Here is a 19,422-nt window from a genome sequence, read left to right as displayed (position 1 = left end):
AAAATGAGCGTAAAAGATTTTATGTCCGCTGATTTAGTGGTGGTTGATCCACAAACTAAGATATTTGATGCAGTGGATTTAATGAAAAAGCATGATATTCATCGTTTACCAGTCATTGACAATGGTAAATTGGTGGGCTTAATCACTGAAGGAACTATTCAAGAGGCTCTACCTTCCAAAGCGACCTCTTTGAGTGTATATGAAGCAAACTACTTGTTAAATAAAACGGTTGTTGCTGATGTAATGATTAAAGACGTAAAAACAATCCAGCCTAAAGCTCAGCTAGAGGACGCAGTTTATACAATGCGGAAAAATAATATCGCTGTTCTTCCTGTTTTAGACAATGACCAGTTAGTAGGTATTATCACGAACAATGATATTTTTGATGCGTTTTTGAAGTTGGCTGGCTATCATGAAGGTGGAAGCCGCATCCAGGTGCGCATTCAAGAAGATAAAAAGGGTGTCTTAGCAGAAATTGCTAAGGTACTGGCTGATAATGATTATAGTATTTTAACAGTGATTATTGATCATGTGGATGGTGCTGCAATCGTTGAGCTGCAAATGCAAGCCAAAGAGCCTGAAAAAATAAAAACTTTGCTGGAGCAAGCAGGTTTTGAAGTAACACAGGCTGTTTTAACGAACCCTTAAAGACAAAACTGACCGCTTCTGGCGGTCAGTTTTGTTTTCAGCCTTAGGTTATGCTACAATGGATTTCGCGAGGTGAAAGCAATGGCAAAAAAGAACAAAGACATCCAAGTACAAATTCAAGATGCTCAAAAGCAAGTGAATGGAAAAACTATTGAAGTTATTCAGTTAGTGATTGGAAAAAAAATCATTGGCGAGCTGATTCCTGATGGAAAAAATTTCCAAATCTTTGTTGATGGTAATTCTTTAGGTGCTGCAAAGTCCCTTGATGACGGGATTGAAGCGGTCATTCGAAATTGGAATCTTCATGATTAAAAAAATGAAGAAAAGTACTTGCATTTTTTTTTGAAATTCGGTATTATAACTGAGTCGGGTTTTTAAGAAACCTTTCAAAGAATGCAAGTTCCGACTTTGGGATTTGTTTTAAATATGGAGGAATAGCGAAGTGGCTAAACGCGACGGACTGTAAATCCGTTCCTTAGGGTTCAGTGGTTCGAATCCACTTTCCTCCATCATTGGGGTATAGCCAAGCGGTAAGGCAAGGGACTTTGACTCCCTCATGCGTTGGTTCGAATCCAGCTACCCCAGTACTTCTAGTCAGATTATGATCTGGCTATTTTTTTTGCCCAGCCGTTACCTAAGCGTCAAAAAGAAAAATATAGTAAAATAATAGTAAGGAAAGAAAAATAGACGAATTCTTATATCGGAGGCGATAAAATGGAACGAGCAAAAAGAATAAAAGAAATGGTAACAGAAGCAGCAGAGCATGTATACGATCTTTTAAAAGATAATCAGGTAGAGGTAACTTTAGATACCAAAGAGAAAAAAGGCTTGAAGGTCCGCAAAATGCGTCCAACACAACATACCATCAAGTGGAAAGCTAAAAACCATTAAAATAAAAAATGGCGAGCAAATTTGTTCGCCATTTTTTTAATGTTCAATTTCTATTCCTAGAATGGTTAAATGACCATTACCTACTAGTTTGATTACTAACTTAGCTAGATGATCTGCTGGCATTTGTGTATCACTAGTAATCCACCAATGCAAAGTACCAACAAAGATAGAGGTCATGTATTCTAAGATGAAATCCATGGGTACTTCAATGTCATTTTCCGTAATTTTTAGACGCTTAAAGACATGAGCATATTTTTCGTCTAAAATTTCTTCAATTTGTTTTCGCAATAGTTCATTGGCTGAACCATCCATGATAGTCAAAAAGAATTTGCGGTTTTCTTGAATTCTTCTATAAATGTTGGTTAAGACAAGTTCGATTTGTTTTACCTTCAAGCGGTTGCCTTGAACAATTTGATCGGGATCTAGTACAGAAGCAAAGGCTTCAACAGCGTTACGGAAAATAAAATCATACAAATCCTGCTTGTCCTTGAAATGAGCATAGAAGGTAGCTCGATTAATCATTGCTTCATCTGCGATTTCTTGAACGGTGATATTATCATAACCTTTTTGCTCAACGAGGTGGACAAATGCCTCCACAATCATTTTATGAGTGCGCTTTACACGTAAATCTATTTTTTTTGCCATAGAAATTCCTTTCTTTTTGACGACAAGTAGCAATAAACTGTTGCTTATCTCACAGTTACAGGTAATTTGCTTGTTGCTTTCTAATCAAAATCTTTTTAGAATATACGTGAGTAGTATAACAAACACGATGTAAGATAATCAACATGTGTCGTAAAAAATAGAAGGTAGGAAATAAAATGACATTACGTGCCGGGATCGATGTTGGCTCAACCACAGTCAAACTAGTCATCCTAGATGAAGAGAATCGGAGTCTGTTTTCAAAATATGAACGTCATTTTTCAGATGTGAAAGCTGCCACAGAACGTGTATTAAGAGAAGCACGAGAGATTGTTCAAGATCGTCCATTGACTATGAATATCACTGGGTCTGGTGGTATGGGTCTGGCGGATGTTCTGTTGATTCCATTTGTACAGGAAGTAATTGCCTGCACCAGAACCGTGGAAGAGGTAATTCCACAAACCGATGTAGCGATTGAATTAGGTGGGGAAGACGCAAAAATTACTTTTTTTGAAGGTGCCTTGGAGCAGCGTATGAATGGAAGCTGTGCGGGAGGTACGGGAGCCTTTATTGACCAGATGGCAGTTTTATTAAAAACGGATGCTAATGGTGTGAATGAGTTGGCGAAGAATTATAAAACTCTCTATCCAATCGCTTCACGCTGTGGCGTATTCGCCAAAACGGATGTGCAGCCATTAATTAATGAAGGGGCGGCCAAAGAGGACCTTGCTGCAAGTATTTTTCAAGCAGTAGTAAATCAGACGATTGCCGGTTTAGCTGCTGGACGTAAGATTAAAGGGAATATTGCTTTTCTAGGCGGTCCTTTATATTTCATGTCGGAATTACGCAAACGATTTATTGAAACTTTGGATATTGCACCTGAAAATGTTGTATTCCCAGAAAATCCGCAATTATTTGTGGCAATGGGAGCAGCCTTTTATTCTGAGGATGCTGAAGCTACGACACTTGCACAGTTGATTACACGTTTAACTACAGCTGAAGAAGGGCATCTTTCTCCTTCAGAACGATTAACACCTTTATTTAAGGATGAAGAGGATTTAGCAGAATTCCGAGCTCGTCATAGCCAAGCATTAGTTGATGAAAAGGATTTGCAGGAACATCATGGAGCAGCTTTTCTAGGGATTGATGCTGGATCAACGACCACTAAAGTAACCCTGATTGATGATAGCGGCCGTTTAATGTATTCTTTCTACGGAAACAATCAAGGACAGCCTTTAGAAACAACCATGACCGTGTTAAAGGATTTATATAAAAAGCTGCCAGAAGATGTATTTATCGGGAAAGCGGCCGTTACTGGTTACGGCGAACAGCTGATTAAAAATGCTTTGAAGGTAGATATTGGTGAAGTAGAGACTATGGCTCACTACAAAGCAGCGAATCACTTCCAACCTGGCGTGGATTTTATTTTAGATATTGGTGGTCAAGATATGAAAGCAATGACTATCAAAGATGGCGCTTTGTCTTCTATTCAGTTAAATGAGGCCTGCTCTTCCGGGTGTGGATCATTTATTGAGACCTTTGCAAAATCATTAAACTATAAAGTAGAGGATTTCGCTCAAGCAGCTTTGAAATCACAATCGCCAGTTGATTTAGGATCACGTTGTACGGTCTTTATGAACTCTAAAGTAAAACAGGTTCAAAAAGAAGGAGCCTCTGTCGGAGATATTTCGGCTGGACTTTCCTATTCCGTAATTAAAAACGCTATTTATAAAGTAATTAAAGTACGTCGTCCAGAAGAATTAGGTGCTAAAATTGTTTGCCAAGGTGGTACATTTTACAATGAAGCTGTTTTAAGGGCTTTTGAATTAGTTACCGAACGTGAAGTAGTGCGGCCATCTATTGCAGGTTTGATGGGAGCATATGGTGCAGCGCTCATTGCATTAGAAAATTATGAAGTTGGTGTAACTAGCCAGACACTGTCATTAACTGAACTAGATGAGTTTACCGCAGAGAAAGAGTTCACTCATTGTGGCTTATGTGAAAACAACTGTATGATGACAGTAACAATTTTTTCAGATGGACGCGAATTCATTACTGGAAATCGATGTGAACGCGGTGCACGAATCAAAATTAAGCGAGAAGATCGCAAAGTAAATTTAGTGGATTACAAATATCGTCGACTGTTTAAATATCGTCCGTTGCGTAAAAAAGAAGTTACTCGCGGCTCAGTGGGAATTCCGCGTGTCTTGAATATGTATGAAAATTATCCCTTGTGGCATACCTTCTTCACTGATTTAGGGTTTCGTGTGGAGCTGTCGCCTCGTTCAAACAAGGAATTATATGAACAAGGCATGGAGACTATTCCAAGTGACACAGCTTGTTACCCAGCTAAAATCGCTCATGGACATATTCAGGCGTTGATTGACAAAGGGATTCCCATGATTTTCTATCCTGGAGTAGTTTTTGAACGGGAAGAATCCAAGAATGCGGATAATCATTTTAATTGTCCAATTGTCCAAAGTTACCCCGATGTTATTCGGAACAATGTGGATGACATTCGCGAAGGAAAAGTGGACTATCGCAATCCGTATTTGAATTTAGCTAACGAAGCTTCGGTTGCAAAAGTGTTGAGTCGTACTTTCCAAGATTTAGGAATTAGTGAAGATGAGATTACTCAGGCATTGCATCATGGATATCAAGAGCTTGAAGCTTTCAAAGATGATATTCGAAGTAAAGGTGAAGAAACCCTGATGATGTTAAATCAGAAAGGTGAAAGAGGGATTGTTCTATCCGGTCGTCCATATCACCTTGATCCTGAAATTAATCATGGGATTGCTGAGGTTATTACCCAAGAAGGTTTTCATGTCTTAACAGAAGACAGTGTTTCACATTTAAGTGATGTAGGCAATTTGCGGGTAGTCAATCAATGGGTATATCATTCTAGGTTATATGCGGCTGCTCGCGTAGTTGCCAAAAGTAAAAATCTTGAATTAGTTCAATTAAATTCCTTTGGCTGCGGCTTAGATGCTGTGACAACTGATCAGGTCGAAGAAATTATGGATCAATATGGCAAGATTTATACGGTGCTTAAAATTGATGAAGGTTCTAATTTAGGTGCTATTAGGATTCGATTACGTTCCTTGAAAGCTGCTGTGAACGAACGGGACAAATCTAATTTTGAACCTGTTCAACGTTTTGAAGAACCAGCTAAAATTACTTTTACGAAAGATATGCGTAAGAAGCATACACTACTCTTGCCAATGCTAAGCCCGATTCATCAAAGTGGATTATTTGATGTGGCGTTAGAGGCTTCTGGCTATAATGTCGTATGTTTGCCGGCTATGGATCGTGAAGCAGTCAATGTTGGTCTAAAATACGTAAACAATGATGCTTGTTATCCAGCGATTATTTCAATCGGGCAGCTAGTTGAAGCTTTACAAAGTGGAAAATATGATTTAAACAATGTCAGTGTAATGATGAGCCAAACTGGAGGCGGTTGTCGTGCAACCAACTATATTCCGTTGTTACGTAAGGCATTAGCTGATGCTGGCTTCGGCCAAGTACCGGTTGTATCGGTATCATTGGGGAATAAAGGTGTCGAATCCAATCCAGGATTTAAGTTCACACTGCCTATGATAAAACGTGCTGTTGTAGCAATTCTTTACGGCGATTTATTTGAGCGAGTTGTTTATCGAACGCGTCCTTATGAATTGGAAAAAGGTCAAATTGACGCTTTACATGAGGCTTGGTTGAAAAAAGTTGAAGGTAATGTTCGCAATGGTTCATTAACCCAGTTTAATCGCAATATGAGAAAAATCATTAAAGATTTTGATACAGTGCCGATTTCGGATGAAGTGAAACCCAAAGTTGGAGTAGTAGGAGAAATTCTGGTCAAATATTCGCCAACGGCTAATAACGATATTGTTCGTTTACTAGAAGAAGAAGGGGCCGAAGCAGTTGTACCCGACCTTGTAGGGTTCATGAATTATTCCTTATATAACCAGATTTGGAAGCATGATAATATGGGAATGCCGAAAAAGAGCAAAAATATTGCGGAATTTGTCATTAAATTAATCGAAGTAGTCGAAAAACCAATGGATAAAGCTTTACGCAACTCTAATCGCTTTACCGGTATTCATTCGATCTATCAATTGGCTGAGGATGCCAGCAAAATTCTTTCTATCGGGAATCATACTGGTGAAGGCTGGTTCTTAACCGGTGAAATGATTGATCTGTTAAAAACAGGGGTTAACAACATCGTTTGCATGCAGCCATTTGGTTGTTTACCAAACCACGTAGTTGGTAAAGGGGTGATTAAGGAGTTACGTCACCAGTATCCAAAATCTAACATCGCAGCAATCGATTATGATCCAGGAGTATCAATTGTCAATCAATTAAACCGTATTCGATTAATGATGGCAACTGCTAATAAAATGTTAAAAGAAGAAAAGGTAAAACTTTAAAAAATAGTGATAAATAAGGAGGTAGATCATTTTTTTCGTGAATGGTCTACCTTTTTTTATTGTGAATGAGGTATATACCAGTTATAATGGATAAAAAAGAGGAGCGATCAAAATGGCTAATCAAGTCCCGGTTTATATTCAAATACATGACCAATTGAAAGATGAAATTGAAAAGGGTGTTTGGAAGGTCGGAGATCGTTTGCCGTCTGAACGGGAATTATCAGTGAAATTCAAAGTCAGTCGAATGACTTTACGGCAAGCTATCCAAACTTTGGCAGACGAAGGAATTTTGGAACGTAAAATTGGTTCCGGAACCTACGTTGCAAATGAAAAAGTTCAGGAAAAAATGAGCGGAACCACCAGCTTTACTGATATTATGGAATCACAAAATCGTATTCCTTCTAGCAAAACTATTTCATTTTTCCATTCACCAGCCAGTTCTAGTGAAGCTGAAAACTTAGGAATGGCAAAAGGAGATCAAATTTTGCGGATGGAACGAATTCGTTATGCAGATAATATCCCGATCTGCTTTGAAGTTGCAAGTATACCGGCAAAAATTGTTAAGGGCTTCAGTAAAGAAGAAATTACCGATTCCTTTTACCATACATTGCAACAAAAAGGGATGGAGATCGGGCGAGCAAATCAAACAGTTTCTGCAATCCTAGCTTCAGAGCAAATTGCTGATTATCTGCAAATCAAACGAGGAGATGCGATTTTGCGCTTGCGTCAAATATCCTATCTAGCTGATGGGCAACCCTTTGAATATGTTCGAACGCAGTATGTTGGTAGTCGTTTTGAATTTTATTTGGAAAAATAAAGGAAGCAACTAATCTGCTTCCTTTACAAGTTGTTCAAAATAAGCGATTTCTCCAGTATCAAAGGTTGCTTGACCACTCAAAAGATCAGTGACCTGGTCTTCGAACTCATCAATTTTTGGTTGATCAATCATACAGGTTACAACTACTTGATCGGTAAACTGGGTATCCTTTACAGGAATCTGCTGGTTTTCAATAAAATTCTCCATTTTAGCCCAGCTAGCATAATTCAGTGTAACCATAATTTCTTGCTGCAATCGTCCCTCAACAATTCCGGTTCCGCGAATTGCGTGGGCAACTGCGCCAGAATATGCCCGAATTAGTCCGCCAGCACCTAGCTTAATTCCACCAAAATAGCGAGTGACAACAACGGCGACGTTAATGAGATCATTTTTTTTCAAAACCTCTAGCATAGGAACACCAGCTGTGCCACTAGGCTCGCCATCATCACTAGTTCGTTGAATCTCTTGATGATCTCCCAGCACATAAGCACTGCAGTTGTGGTTCGCTTTCCAATGCTCTTTTTTTATTGCTTGAATGAAAGCCTTTGCTTCTTCTTCAGTTGTTACGCGCTTTAAGGAACAGATGAACTGAGATTTTTTAATCTCGGTTTCATGAACACTATCTTGCTGAATTGTTCGATAACTTTGCAACATTTTATCACCTCAAAGTATAGTATAGAGGAACCACTAAAAAAAAGAAATGGATCATCAAAAAGGAGGAACAGATAATGGCTCGAACCAAAAAATATGACGGGATTACTCATTACCTTAAAAGTAATGGCGGTTCGCAGGTTACATTAACGTTTACTCAATACGATGAATTATTATTTCCTAGCAGCGGACTGCCTAAAACAGCCCGAGAGGATTCAGATTGGTGGGCAAATGATTATCGTCATCCTGAAAAAGGTGCCTATGGGTGGCTGAATGCTGGATATGAAGTAGTACATGTTAATCTAAAAAAAGAATATGTTGTTTTCAATCGTTTGGTTAAGTCCAATTGGTTCTTCAAAAAGTGAGCGAAGTTAAAAATTCGTTCACTTTTTTTGCGTATATTATTACGAGGTGAAGACAATGAATGTATATGAGGGGCAACGCCTGTTAAAAAGTGAGTGGGAAACCTTTTATCCCACCATCGATATAACAAAAGCTCAAACGATCCCAGCGATGATCAAGCATGAAAAATCAGGCATGCTTTGTCAACGCTGCGGCAGTAATTCTAGTGAACAGGTTCCTGCAGGTTTTTACTATTGTCCGTTTTGCATCAGCTTAGGACGCATCAGCAGCAATCAATTGCTGTACACTTTTCCACTAACTTCGCTGTTAAGACGCAGTGTATCTTGTCAATGGACCGGAACTTTATCACAAGCACAACAGGAAATAGCCGATCAGCTAGTGGCAGATCAATCATTGGCTGATACATTTTTAATCTGGGCAGTTACTGGGGCTGGAAAAACTGAGATGTTGTTCCCTTTAATTCAAGACTATTTATCACAAGGCAAACGGATTGCGGTTACTTCTCCAAGGGTAGATGTTTGTAATGAACTACATTTACGTTTTACTCAATCCTTTCAGCACGAAAAAATTAGTTTGTATCATGGCAGCAAGAGAATTGATGCAGGAAACCAGTGGATTGTTTGTACTATTCATCAACTGTTTCGCTACCATAATACCTTTGATTTAATTATTTTAGATGAAGTCGATGCTTTTCCTTACGCTAATAATTCTTTTTTAGAGCAGGCTGTTATGCGCAGCAAAAGATTGCAAGGGAAAATCGTCTATCTAAGTGCAACTCCAGCTAAGCTGCTGCAACATTCGGTAGAGCGCTGCTACCGTTTGCCCGGACGTTATCATAGAAGACAACTTCCAGTGCCTAAAGTTTTATTGTCAGTATTCCTCTATAAACAGCTGTTTCAAGGAAAGCTGCCTAAAGCAGTTATCAATGAGTTGATGCGTTTATTAAAGAAGAATGATGTTTTGCTGTTTTGTCCAAGTATTCCGTTGCTTGAAGTTGTCGCAAAACAGTTGTTAGCGAAGGAACCAACATTGACTTTGACCACTGTTTTTGCGAATGATGAAGAGCGTTCAATAAAGGTAGAAAATATGCGGGACAGTAAGTATCAACTCCTAATTACTACTACCATTTTAGAACGGGGGGTAACCTTTGAAGGTGTATCGGTCATGATTTTAGCGGCGTCTCACCAGGTTTTTAACAAAGCGGCTTTAGTTCAGATTTCAGGAAGAGCTGATCGTAAAGGGCCTTTTCGTGAAGCAGAGGTTTGCTTTGTCACAAGTGAATGGACTAGAACGATTAAGCAAGCGATAAAGGAAATTGAAGAAAACAATCGCCTAGCGAAAAAAGCGGGGTTGATTGAATGAAATGCAGCAATTGTCAGACTGATATGATTGAAAATTTAACCCTCATTGAATGGTTTAAAACCTCTGATGTATTGTGCACTTGCTGTCAGCAACAATTTTTTCGTTTAAAAGATACAACAACTTGTCCAGGATGCGGAAGGAAAAATGATGGGATTCTGTGTTCCGATTGTCAAAGATGGCGAGAGATACAAGGATATACTTTACAAAATAGAGCTTTATTTGCTTACGATGAAGGATTTCAGCGATGGATTGAAGCTTACAAGTTTAAAGGAGATTATCGTTTGCGAAAGGCCTTTGCTCAGGAATTAAAGCAGGAGCTGCAAAATTATTCTGATTTTTTATTTTGCCCAATTCCACTATCTAAAGAGCGTTTTGATCAACGAGGATTTAATCAAGTAATTGGCTGTTTAGAAGCAGCAAATTGTTCTTATGAATTACTATTGAAAAGAAAAGAGGACGGGACGCCTCAAGCGATGAAAAAACGTTTCGAACGATTGCAAATGCCTCAACCATACGAATTAGAGGAAGATGAAAGCAAAATTAGAGATAAAAATATTCTTATAATTGATGACGTTTATACTACTGGCAGAACTTTGTTTCACGCGGCGGAAATTCTATATGAAAATGGCGTCAAAACAGTGCAAAGCTTGAGTTTTGCTAGATAATAATTTCTAGTTTTAGATAAAAAAATGATAGCGATTTACTTTGCAAACCGATTAGAGTTGGTTATAATAGAGTTAAGAAGTGGGGCGAAGAGTGGTCCTTCCCCGTATCTTCAGTTGGTAGACGAAAGGGGCAATTTGTATGTTTAGATATAACGTTCGAGGAGAAAATATCGAAGTTACTGAAGCAATTCGTGATTATGTAGAGAAGAAAGTGGGGAAACTAGAACGCTACTTCACAGATGTGCCCGATGCAACTGCACACGTGAACTTAAAAGTTTATACTGAAAAAACAGCTAAAGTTGAAGTAACGATTCCTCTTCCTTACTTAGTGCTACGTGCAGAGGAAACTTCACCAGATTTATATGCAAGTATTGATTTGGTAGTGGATAAATTAGAACGTCAAATCCGTAAATTTAAAACAAAAATTAATCGTAAAGCACGCGAAACTTCTTTACCAACCCGTGAGGTTGCCGTAGAGTTGAATGATGAAGCAGAAGAAACTTCAGAATTAGAAATTGTGCGTACAAAACGTCTTTCTTTAAAACCAATGGGCAGCGAAGAAGCCGTATTACAAATGAACATGTTAGGACACAACTTCTTTATTTTTGAAGATGCTGAGACTAACGGAACCAGCATTGTTTATCGTCGTAAAGATGGCAAATATGGTTTAATTGAAACAGATTAAGCATTTAACCCTCAGCCTTGGCTGAGGGTTTTCTACTTTTACAGCAACATGAACAAACTTTTTTTGTGGAAAATTTCTTAATGTAACTCTCGAAGCCTCTAATTTTTTATCAAAAAAGAGGAGTTCGAGAGTGTTTTTAGGTGAAAGTACTAAAAGTAGGTAGTACTTTTTGTAAAGATATTCTTTTTATTCTAGGGATAAGTTTCTTTTCCGCAGGACTAATGATAAAATAGACTAGCGGATTTGTAGACAAATCAAAGAGAGCATAAAGGAGTAAGAAAAACGAATGGCAAACTTTCTAAGAAAGATGATCGAAAACGATAAAAAAGAACTGAAGCGTTTAGATGGTATAGCGAATCAAGTCGAGCGATACGCTGACGATATGGAGAAACTCTCCGACGAACAACTTCGAGCAAAAACAGATGAGTTTAGAACGCGTTATCAAAATGGAGAAACTTTGGATGAGCTGTTACCAGAAGCTTTTGCAGTAGTACGTGAAGCAGCTAAGCGAGTATTAGGATTATATCCTTACCATGTACAGTTAATGGGTGGCGTTGTATTACATGATGGTAATATTCCAGAAATGAAAACCGGTGAAGGTAAGACTTTGACCGCGACAATGCCGGTTTATTTGAACGCTCTAACTGGGGAAGGCGTTCATGTTGTTACCGTGAATGAATATTTGGCAACTCGTGACTCGACTGAGATGGGAGAACTATATAATTTCCTAGGCTTAAGTGTTGGCTTGAATATCAATTCAAAAACCGCCGATGAAAAACGAGAAGCTTATGCCTGTGATATTACTTATAGTACCAACAACGAGCTTGGTTTTGATTATTTAAGAGACAACATGGTAGTTTACCGCAGCCAAATGGTTCAGCGTCCGCTAAACTATGCAATCGTCGATGAGGTCGATTCTATCTTAATTGATGAAGCTAGAACACCTTTGATTATTTCGGGAGCTGCTGAAAAATCTACCGCTCTATATACTCGCACGGATAATTTCATTAAACGATTGCGAGAAGACGATGATTACAAGATTGACGTTCAATCAAAAACAATTGGTTTGACTGAACAAGGAATCGAAAAGGCTGAGGATAATTTTGGTCTAGAAAACTTGTATGATTTAGAAAATACTGCATTAACACATCACCTAGATCAAGCATTGCGTGCAAACTACATTATGATTCGTGATATTGATTATGTGGTTCAAGAAGGAAAAGTCCTAATTGTTGACCAATTTACTGGTCGAATAATGGATGGTCGCCGCTATTCTGACGGTTTACACCAAGCGATCGAAGCAAAAGAAGGCGTAGAGATCGAAGACGAAACGAAAACAATGGCTACCATTACATTCCAGAACTATTTCCGTATGTACAAGAAATTATCTGGGATGACAGGTACGGCGAAAACGGAAGAAGAAGAATTTCGTGAAATCTACAATATCGAAGTTATTCAAATTCCAACGAACCAGCCGGTTATTCGTGAAGACCATGCTGACTTATTGTACCCGACTTTGGAAAGTAAATTTAAAGCAGTGGTGCAGGATATCAAAGAACGTCATCGTAAAGGACAACCGATTCTTGTTGGTACGGTAGCAGTTGAGACGTCTGAATTGTTATCAGATATGCTAAACAATGAAAAAATTCCTCATGAAGTATTGAATGCTAAAAATCACTTCAAGGAAGCTGAGATTATTATGAACGCTGGACAAAAAGGTGCGGTAACTATCGCAACCAATATGGCTGGTCGTGGTACGGATATCAAACTAGGTTTAGGTGTTGTTGAATTAGGCGGTTTAGCAGTTATTGGTACAGAACGCCATGAATCACGACGTATTGATAACCAGCTGCGTGGACGTTCTGGTCGTCAAGGAGATCCAGGGGTTTCTCAATTCTATTTATCTCTTGAAGATGATTTAATGAAGCGGTTCGGTTCTGAACGAATCAAGGCCTTCTTGGATCGTATGAAAGTGGAAGAAGAAGATGCAGTTATCCAAAGTAAAATGTTGACCAAACAAGTTGAATCTGCACAAAAACGAGTAGAAGGAAATAACTATGACACTCGTAAAAATGTTTTGCAATACGATGATGTTATGCGGGAACAACGGGAAGTTATCTATAAACAACGTCAAGATGTAATTATGGAAGAAAAAGATCTTTCTCCACAATTATTAAACATGGTTCGTCGGACGATTTCTCGCGTTGTAGACAGTCATACTCAACTTGAAAAGGACAATTGGACATTAGAAAGCATCGTAGATTTTGCTGGCAATGCTTTAATTCATGAAGATTCTATTTCAGTGTCTGATTTGGAAAATAAAACACCAGAAGAAATGAAGGATTTGTTGTTTGAGCGTGCGAAAGAAGTATTTGAAGCCAAAGCTGCACAATTGCACAGCCCAGAACAATTGTTAGAGTTTGAGAAGGTTGTCATCTTGCGTGTAGTAGATACTAAATGGACCGATCACATTGATGCAATGGATCAATTACGTCAGTCAATTGGTCTGCGGGCTTATGGACAAAATAATCCATTGGTAGAGTACCAAACTGAAGGTTATACTATGTTTGAGGACATGGTTGGCGCAATTGAGTATGAAGTTACTCGTTTGTTCATGAAAGCTGAAATTCGTCAAAATGTTCAGCGGGAACAAGTAGCTGAACCACAGGAAACGCATCCTGTTGAAGCCGATGGCGATCCTAAAAATTTAACTAGTACAAAAAGAATGCCGAAAAAGGTTCAAAAAGTAGGACGGAACGATCCATGTCCGTGCGGTAGTGGTAAAAAATACAAGAACTGCCACGGTAAGGGAGAATAATATCCTAACTATCGGACGGGACATAGTAGCCTAACAGCTATGTCTCGTCTTTCTATGTTAATTGATCCATAAAGAAAGAGGGAAAGACTTTGGAAAACGCAGAGATCAGAAACTTGTTGGATACAATCCAAGAACAAGTAAACAGCTTTAGGGGGTCTCTTTGACCTCGATCGCCTAGAAGAAGATATTGCTGAAGCCGAACATCAAATGGCGGATCCAGGCTTTTGGGATGATTCTGAAAAAGCGCAGGAGCTGATTAATAAAAATAATTTAGAAAAAGAAACCTTTACTAAATTTAATGATATCAAGGATGAGGCAGAAGAACTGAATTTAATGGTGGAGATGCAGCAGGAGGAATATGATCCCGAATTGCAAACAGAGCTGGTGGATCGACTGCAGCAGTTAAAAGATCAGGTGGCTAGTTTTGAACTATCCTTGCTGTTAGATGCTCCTTATGATAAAAATAATGCTATTTTAGAACTTCACCCAGGAGCCGGGGGCACTGAGTCACAGGATTGGGGATCAATGCTATTAAGAATGTACACTCGCTGGGCTGAGCAGCATGGTTTTGGTGTAGAAACCATTGATTATCAGGCTGGAGATGAAGCAGGTATCAAAAGTGTTACTTTGATGATTAAGGGCGTAAATGCTTATGGCTATTTGAAGTCTGAAAAAGGCGTTCATCGATTAGTGCGCATCTCTCCCTTTGACTCAGCAAATCGACGCCATACTTCATTTTGCTCTGTTGACGTTATGCCGGAATTAGATGGTACTATTGAGGTAGAAGTGAACCCTGATGATTTGAAGATAGATGTTTATCGGGCCAGTGGTGCCGGTGGTCAGCACATTAATAAGACTTCTTCGGCTGTCCGTATTACCCATTTACCTACCGGAACAGTGGTTGCCAGCCAAGCACAGCGATCCCAATTTCATAATCGGGAAACAGCAATGACTATGCTGAAAGCGAAGCTGTACCAAATGGAACTGGATAAGAAGGAACAAGAAGCAGCTGCATTGCGTGGCGAACAAATGGATATTAGCTGGGGCTCGCAGATTCGTTCTTACGTTTTTCATCCTTACTCTATGGTCAAGGATCACCGTACAAATTATGAAACAGGTAATGTGCAAGCAGTCATGGATGGCGATCTGGATCCTTTTATCGATGCTTACTTGAAATGGCATTTAGGTCAGAGCAGCTAAGTCAAATGAAATCAAATTGTAAACTACTGAAAGCCTGTTGCAATGTTTCCGTGCTATAATAGCTAAGAATTTAAGAGGATATGGAGAGATAACCATGATTGAAATGAAAGATGTGGTGAAAAAGTATCCCAATAAGACTACGGCGGTTCGCGGTCTTACGGTCAATATTGATCAAGGGGAGTTTGTATATGTTGTAGGACCCTCAGGAAGTGGGAAATCAACCTTTATCAAATTGATGTACCGGGAAGAAAAAGCAACTTCTGGGAAAAAATTGGAAGTAGCCGGTCATGATTTGTTGAAAATTAAGAACCGAGATGTACCTTATTTACGCCGAGACGTTGGTGTGGTTTTCCAAGACTTTAAATTACTGCCACGAAAAACAGTTTATGAAAATGTTGCCTATGCTATGCAGGTAATTGGACGTAAGCCTCGAGATATTAAAAAGCGAGTAATGGAAGTTTTAGATTTAGTTGGCTTAAAGCATAAAGTTCGTGTGTTTCCAGGAGAACTATCTGGTGGGGAACAACAACGGGTATCTATTGCTCGGGCGATCGTTAATACACCGAAAGTATTAATTGCTGACGAACCTACGGGAAACCTTGATCCAGAAACGTCATGGGAAATCATGAAATTACTGGAACGGATCAATGCACAAGGAACAACAATTGTCATGGCAACTCATAATAAGACAATTGTGGATACGATGCGTCACCGATTGATTGCGATTGAAAATGGCTTGATTGTTCGAGACGAAGCGGGAGGAGAATACGAATTCGATGATTAGAAATTTCTTCCGACATTTGTTGGAAAGTGTCAAAAGCTTAAAACGTAATGGCTGGATGACTTTGGCTTCTGTCAGTGCAGTAACCATCACATTAACGTTAGCAGGTGTCTTTCTAGCAATTATTATGAATGCAACAAAACTAGCCGAAGATGTTGAAGGCAATGTCGATGTAACGGTCTTTGTGGACATCGGTACTAGTGAAAAAGATTTAAAAGCGTTAAAGGGTGACTTAGCTGATATTTCTCATGTTGATAAGGTTCAGTTTTCTAGTAAAGAAGATCAGCTTAAAAAGATCCAGTCCGCTTTAGGGGATGCTTGGGATTTATTTGAAGGTGACAATAATCCTTTGTATGATGTCTATATTGTTAGTGCAACAGATTCTCAGTACATCAAACCTGTTGCTGACCAAGCAAGTAAGCTGCCAAATGTTAATCGTGCCGATTACGGTGGTAATTCGGCGGATCGGATTATTACAATTGCCGGAGTTGTCAGAACTTGGGGGCTAGCAGCCGCAGCCTTGCTGATTTTTGTAGCAATTTTCCTAATTTCCAATACGATTCGAATTACAATTATTTCCCGTAAACGCGAAATTCAAATTATGCGTTTAGTAGGAGCCAAAAATGGGTATATTCGTTGGCCGTTCTTCTTGGAAGGTGGCTGGATTGGTTTAATTGGTTCGATTGTTCCTATTTTAATTTTGACATATGGATATCAGCAAATCTATGAATTAGCTGCACCATATTTACTACAGTCTAACTTGAACTTGTTAACGCCAAGCAGTATTGTTTGGAAGCTGGATGTTTTAATGGCTGTAGGAGGATATTTAATTGGATCGTTAGGATCGATCATTTCAATGCGTCGTTTCTTAAAAATTTAGAGCAAAGCAAGTGTTGGCGATTCATTTTGCCAACACTTTTTATTTTGCTATAAGAAAGCAGAATCTGTAAAATAGCTATGTTTTTGTTTACTTTCAGGACCTTCTTCGCTATTCTTTAAAAGAAGGAGTGGGAGCATGATAAGTTTTTTGATGGGACATATGGGCTTAGTTTTCTTAATCGTGAATACAATTTTGTCATTAATTATTGTCTTTCGAGAACGAAAGGATACTGTTACAACTTGGGCCTGGTTGTTAATTCTAACTTTCTTGCCTGTTGTAGGTTTCGTCATGTACATCTTTTTAGGAAAAGGTATCTCGAAGGAACGTATTTTTGATTTGAAGATGCAGACTAAGGTGGGAATGAATGTTGAGATCGAACAGCAGCAGCGTGCTCTAGCTCGGGGATTATTTCCTAAGCCCTCAACGGATCAAGTAGACCCGAAACAATTGATTTATATGCTAACCATGTTTGAAAGTTCACTTTACACGACGAATAACGAGGTTACCCTGTATACTGATGGTAGGGAGAAATTCGACGCATTGCTAGCGGATATTCAAAAGGCAAGTCTTCATATTCATATGGAATATTACATCTATCGCAGTGATGCGTTAGGTGTAGAAGTAAGAGATGCCTTAACCGAGGCAGCTAAACGAGGAGTTAAGGTGCGCCTTTTACTAGATGCTTGGGGATCTACCCAAGTAAATCGTAAATTTTTTGCACCATTACTAGAGGCTGGTGGAGAAGTCGAATTCTTTTTTCCACTATTTGTACCCTATTTAAATCCTCGAATGAACTATCGCAATCATCGTAAAATTGTTGTTATTGATGGGGAGATTGGCTATACTGGCGGCTTCAATGTTGGTGATGAGTATTTAGGGTTAGTGGAAAAATTTGGCTATTGGCGTGACAATCATATTCGTGTACATGGAGATATCGTATATTCTTTGCAAAACCGCTTTTTAATGGATTGGAATTCCCAGCATAAGAATGAAGTCTTGTATGAGCCGATTTATTTTCCAAAGATTGATTCTGAGGGGCATTGTGCTTTGCAAATTGTAACCAGTGGACCAGATAGTGCTCATGAGCAGATTAAGATGACATACTTGAAAATGATCAATCTGGCTAAAAAAGAAATACTGATTCAAACGCCATACTATATTCCAGATGACTCTATTCATGAAGCTCTGAAGTCTGCTTTACTATCAGGTGTGAAGGTACGCATTCAAATTCCTAACAAGCCGGATCATATTTTGGTTTATTGGGCGACTTATTCCTTTGCAGCTGAGCTTTTGGAATACGGAGCTATAATTGAGACTTACGAAAATGGGTTTATTCATGCGAAAACGATGATTATTGATGAGGGGATTGCTTCAGTTGGCTCAGCGAACATTGATGTTCGATCCTTTCAACTAGATTTTGAAGTAAACACAGTCATTTATGACAGTCAATTTGCTTCTAAGGTTCGCAATGCTTTCTTCAAAGATTCTGAGAAGTCGGAATTATTAACTCAGGAGCGCTATGATCAACGTGGGGTAGTAATTAAGTTTAAAGAAGGAATTGCTCGTCTGATCTCACCATTATTGTAAAATATCTCTTGCTCTTTAAAAATGAAATGGTACAATAAACTAGCTTATTTTATTTAAAGGAGAATCCAAATGAAAAAATGGTTACTGCCCCTCCTAGGGACTGTACTTTTATTGTCTGGCTGTTCTAAATGGATCGATCGTGGTGAATCAATTACAGCTGTTGGTTCATCTGCACTGCAGCCTTTAGTGGAAACAGTTGCTGAAGAATATCAAAGTGAAAATCCTGGAAAATTCGTTAATGTCCAAGGTGGCGGAAGTGGTACGGGATTAAGCCAGGTACAATCTGGTGCAGTTGAAATCGGCAATTCTGATGTATTTGCGGAAGAAAAAAGTGGGATTAAAGCGGATCAACTAACTGACCATAAAGTTGCAGTAGTCGGGATCACCCCAATTGTAAACAAGAATGTCGGTGTGAAAGATATTTCTTTAGAAAATTTGCGTAAGATCTTTTTAGGTGAGATTACCAACTGGAAAGAACTTGGCGGAACCGATGAAGATGTCGTTATTTTGAACCGCGCTTCCGGCAGTGGAACTCGAGCTACTTTTGAAAAATGGGTATTGGATGGTCAGACAGCTGTCCGAGCTCAGGAACAAGATTCTAGCGGAATGGTTCGTCAAATCGTTGCTGATACTCCAGGTGCTATTAGCTATACGGCATTTTCATATGTGAGTGATGATGTACAAACACTTAGTATCGATGGGGTTGAGCCCACGGATGAGAATGTCACTGTGAATAAATGGCAAATTTGGGCTTATGAGCATATGTATACTAAAGGGAAACCGAGTGAATTGAGTGCTGAATTTTTAGAATACATTCAGTCAGAGGAAATACAGAATCGAATTGTTCCCCAATTAGGCTATATTCCAATTTCTTCTATGAAGGTTGAACGTGACTGGCAAGGAAATATTGTAAACTGAGGCGGAAATCCTCAGTTTTTTTTGTGAAATTTTATTTGAGTGTGGAAGCATTGAACTTTTTTGTATTTAAAAAGTTGGGATCTTTGGCAA

Annotated in this window: 16 protein-coding genes, 2 tRNA genes and 2 pseudogenes; 18 read left to right on the top strand and 2 right to left on the bottom strand. The window is 38.9% G+C overall.

From position 1 onward, the window contains the following. Positions 1–3: 3 nt before the first annotated feature. From I588_RS16925 to I588_RS27605, 5 genes are all read left to right on the top strand, one after another. Entirely contained in the window at positions 4–648 is a 645-nt protein-coding gene (locus I588_RS16925; protein ID WP_010759985.1) for a CBS and ACT domain-containing protein, read from the top strand. A gap of 81 nt (positions 649–729) precedes the next feature. Continuing rightward, entirely contained in the window at positions 730–960 is a 231-nt protein-coding gene (locus tag I588_RS16920; RefSeq protein ID WP_010759984.1) for a DUF2969 domain-containing protein, read from the top strand. 116 nt (positions 961–1,076) lie between these two features. Next, positions 1,077–1,157: transfer RNA gene (locus tag I588_RS16915), tRNA-Tyr, on the top strand. A gap of 4 nt (positions 1,158–1,161) precedes the next feature. Continuing rightward, positions 1,162–1,233: transfer RNA gene (locus I588_RS16910), tRNA-Gln, on the top strand. 129 nt (positions 1,234–1,362) lie between these two features. Further along, positions 1,363–1,539, top strand: a complete 177-nt coding sequence (locus tag I588_RS27605) for a hypothetical protein (RefSeq protein ID WP_010759983.1) — start codon at positions 1,363–1,365, stop codon at positions 1,537–1,539. A 36-nt stretch (positions 1,540–1,575) separates the two neighbouring features. Here the strand turns inward: I588_RS27605 and I588_RS16905 are convergent, their stop codons facing one another. Continuing rightward, positions 1,576–2,184 (bottom strand): TetR/AcrR family transcriptional regulator, encoded by a 609-nt coding sequence (locus tag I588_RS16905; RefSeq protein WP_010759982.1) that lies wholly within the window; start codon positions 2,182–2,184, stop codon positions 1,576–1,578. Between the two features lie 176 nt (positions 2,185–2,360). Here I588_RS16905 and I588_RS16900 point away from each other — a divergent pair, with 176 nt between their 5' ends. Both I588_RS16900 and I588_RS16895 read left to right on the top strand, forming a co-directional pair. Then, positions 2,361–6,605, top strand: a complete 4,245-nt coding sequence (locus I588_RS16900; protein ID WP_010759981.1) for a 2-hydroxyacyl-CoA dehydratase — start codon at positions 2,361–2,363, stop codon at positions 6,603–6,605. 112 nt (positions 6,606–6,717) lie between these two features. Then, positions 6,718–7,422, top strand: a complete 705-nt coding sequence (locus I588_RS16895) for a GntR family transcriptional regulator (protein ID WP_010759980.1) — start codon at positions 6,718–6,720, stop codon at positions 7,420–7,422. A gap of 9 nt (positions 7,423–7,431) precedes the next feature. On the opposite strand, the gene I588_RS16890 is transcribed toward I588_RS16895, so the two are convergent. Then, a complete protein-coding gene (locus I588_RS16890; RefSeq protein WP_010759979.1) occupies positions 7,432–8,076 on the bottom strand; it encodes a YigZ family protein in 645 nt (214 codons plus the stop codon). A 74-nt stretch (positions 8,077–8,150) separates the two neighbouring features. On the opposite strand from I588_RS16890, the gene I588_RS16885 reads away from it, so the two are divergent. The 11 genes and pseudogenes from I588_RS16885 (at position 8,151) to I588_RS16840 (ending at position 19,332) form a co-directional block, all read left to right on the top strand. Next, positions 8,151–8,438 carry a DUF7662 domain-containing protein gene (locus I588_RS16885; RefSeq protein ID WP_010759978.1) on the top strand — a complete coding sequence of 96 codons (288 nt, stop codon included), beginning with the start codon at positions 8,151–8,153 and terminating at the stop codon, positions 8,436–8,438. A 55-nt stretch (positions 8,439–8,493) separates the two neighbouring features. Beyond that, positions 8,494–9,798 (top strand): DEAD/DEAH box helicase family protein, encoded by a 1,305-nt coding sequence (locus I588_RS16880; protein ID WP_010759977.1) that lies wholly within the window; start codon positions 8,494–8,496, stop codon positions 9,796–9,798. 23 nt (positions 9,799–9,821) lie between these two features. Beyond that, the gene (locus I588_RS16875) at positions 9,822–10,463 is read left to right on the top strand and encodes a ComF family protein (RefSeq protein ID WP_245569622.1); all 642 of its coding nucleotides are present in this window, start codon (positions 9,822–9,824) and stop codon (positions 10,461–10,463) included. 139 nt (positions 10,464–10,602) lie between these two features. Then, complete coding sequence (gene hpf / locus I588_RS16870; RefSeq protein ID WP_010759975.1) at positions 10,603–11,148, top strand: ribosome hibernation-promoting factor, HPF/YfiA family; 546 nt, start codon at positions 10,603–10,605, stop codon at positions 11,146–11,148. 286 nt (positions 11,149–11,434) lie between these two features. Then, positions 11,435–13,808 (top strand): annotated as a pseudogene (gene secA / locus I588_RS16865) (preprotein translocase subunit SecA); the annotation flags it as partial. A gap of 74 nt (positions 13,809–13,882) precedes the next feature. After that, positions 13,883–13,966: pseudogene (locus I588_RS28225) on the top strand (SEC-C metal-binding domain-containing protein); the annotation flags it as partial. A gap of 89 nt (positions 13,967–14,055) precedes the next feature. Next, positions 14,056–15,166 (top strand): peptide chain release factor 2 gene (gene prfB, locus I588_RS16860; RefSeq protein WP_179943933.1). Its coding sequence is split into 2 segments (ribosomal slippage): positions 14,056–14,127 and positions 14,129–15,166, totalling 1,110 coding nucleotides; the frame shifts between segments, so codons are not numbered across the junction. A 94-nt stretch (positions 15,167–15,260) separates the two neighbouring features. Beyond that, positions 15,261–15,950 carry a cell division ATP-binding protein FtsE gene (gene ftsE / locus I588_RS16855; RefSeq protein ID WP_010759972.1) on the top strand — a complete coding sequence of 230 codons (690 nt, stop codon included), beginning with the start codon at positions 15,261–15,263 and terminating at the stop codon, positions 15,948–15,950. Next, positions 15,943–16,827, top strand: a complete 885-nt coding sequence (gene ftsX / locus I588_RS16850; protein WP_010759971.1) for a permease-like cell division protein FtsX — start codon at positions 15,943–15,945, stop codon at positions 16,825–16,827. Before ftsE ends, ftsX begins: the two co-directional genes overlap by 8 nt. Positions 16,828–16,962: 135 nt before the next feature. Next, positions 16,963–18,414 (top strand): cardiolipin synthase, encoded by a 1,452-nt coding sequence (gene cls, locus I588_RS16845; protein WP_010759970.1) that lies wholly within the window; start codon positions 16,963–16,965, stop codon positions 18,412–18,414. A 69-nt stretch (positions 18,415–18,483) separates the two neighbouring features. Next, complete coding sequence (locus I588_RS16840; RefSeq protein ID WP_010759969.1) at positions 18,484–19,332, top strand: phosphate ABC transporter substrate-binding protein PstS; 849 nt, start codon at positions 18,484–18,486, stop codon at positions 19,330–19,332. Positions 19,333–19,422: the final 90 nt, after the last annotated feature.

Origin of the sequence: Enterococcus pallens ATCC BAA-351, from assembly GCF_000407485.1 — a bacterium.
Taxonomy (GTDB): Bacteria; Bacillota; Bacilli; order Lactobacillales; family Enterococcaceae; genus Enterococcus_A; species Enterococcus_A pallens.
The sequence above is the reverse complement of the archived record's forward strand: the minus strand, read 5'-3'. Positions and strand labels throughout refer to the sequence as shown.

Bases quoted from the DNA above. Each gene is read 5' to 3' on its own strand.
- I588_RS16890 (WP_010759979.1), bottom strand. From the start codon at position 8,076: ATGTTGCAAAGTTATCGAACAATTCAGCAAGATAGTGTTCATGAAACC.
- cls (WP_010759970.1), top strand. From the start codon at position 16,963: ATGATAAGTTTTTTGATGGGACATATGGGCTTAGTTTTCTTAATCGTG.
- I588_RS16905 (WP_010759982.1), bottom strand. From the start codon at position 2,184: ATGGCAAAAAAAATAGATTTACGTGTAAAGCGCACTCATAAAATGATT.
- I588_RS16895 (WP_010759980.1), top strand. From the start codon at position 6,718: ATGGCTAATCAAGTCCCGGTTTATATTCAAATACATGACCAATTGAAA.
- ftsX (WP_010759971.1), top strand. From the start codon at position 15,943: ATGATTAGAAATTTCTTCCGACATTTGTTGGAAAGTGTCAAAAGCTTA.
- I588_RS16885 (WP_010759978.1), top strand. From the start codon at position 8,151: ATGGCTCGAACCAAAAAATATGACGGGATTACTCATTACCTTAAAAGT.
- I588_RS16925 (WP_010759985.1), top strand. From the start codon at position 4: ATGAGCGTAAAAGATTTTATGTCCGCTGATTTAGTGGTGGTTGATCCA.
- I588_RS16875 (WP_245569622.1), top strand. From the start codon at position 9,822: ATGATTGAAAATTTAACCCTCATTGAATGGTTTAAAACCTCTGATGTA.
- I588_RS16920 (WP_010759984.1), top strand. From the start codon at position 730: ATGGCAAAAAAGAACAAAGACATCCAAGTACAAATTCAAGATGCTCAA.
- I588_RS16880 (WP_010759977.1), top strand. From the start codon at position 8,494: ATGAATGTATATGAGGGGCAACGCCTGTTAAAAAGTGAGTGGGAAACC.
- I588_RS16840 (WP_010759969.1), top strand. From the start codon at position 18,484: ATGAAAAAATGGTTACTGCCCCTCCTAGGGACTGTACTTTTATTGTCT.
- I588_RS16900 (WP_010759981.1), top strand. From the start codon at position 2,361: ATGACATTACGTGCCGGGATCGATGTTGGCTCAACCACAGTCAAACTA.
- hpf (WP_010759975.1), top strand. From the start codon at position 10,603: ATGTTTAGATATAACGTTCGAGGAGAAAATATCGAAGTTACTGAAGCA.
- ftsE (WP_010759972.1), top strand. From the start codon at position 15,261: ATGATTGAAATGAAAGATGTGGTGAAAAAGTATCCCAATAAGACTACG.
- I588_RS27605 (WP_010759983.1), top strand. From the start codon at position 1,363: ATGGAACGAGCAAAAAGAATAAAAGAAATGGTAACAGAAGCAGCAGAG.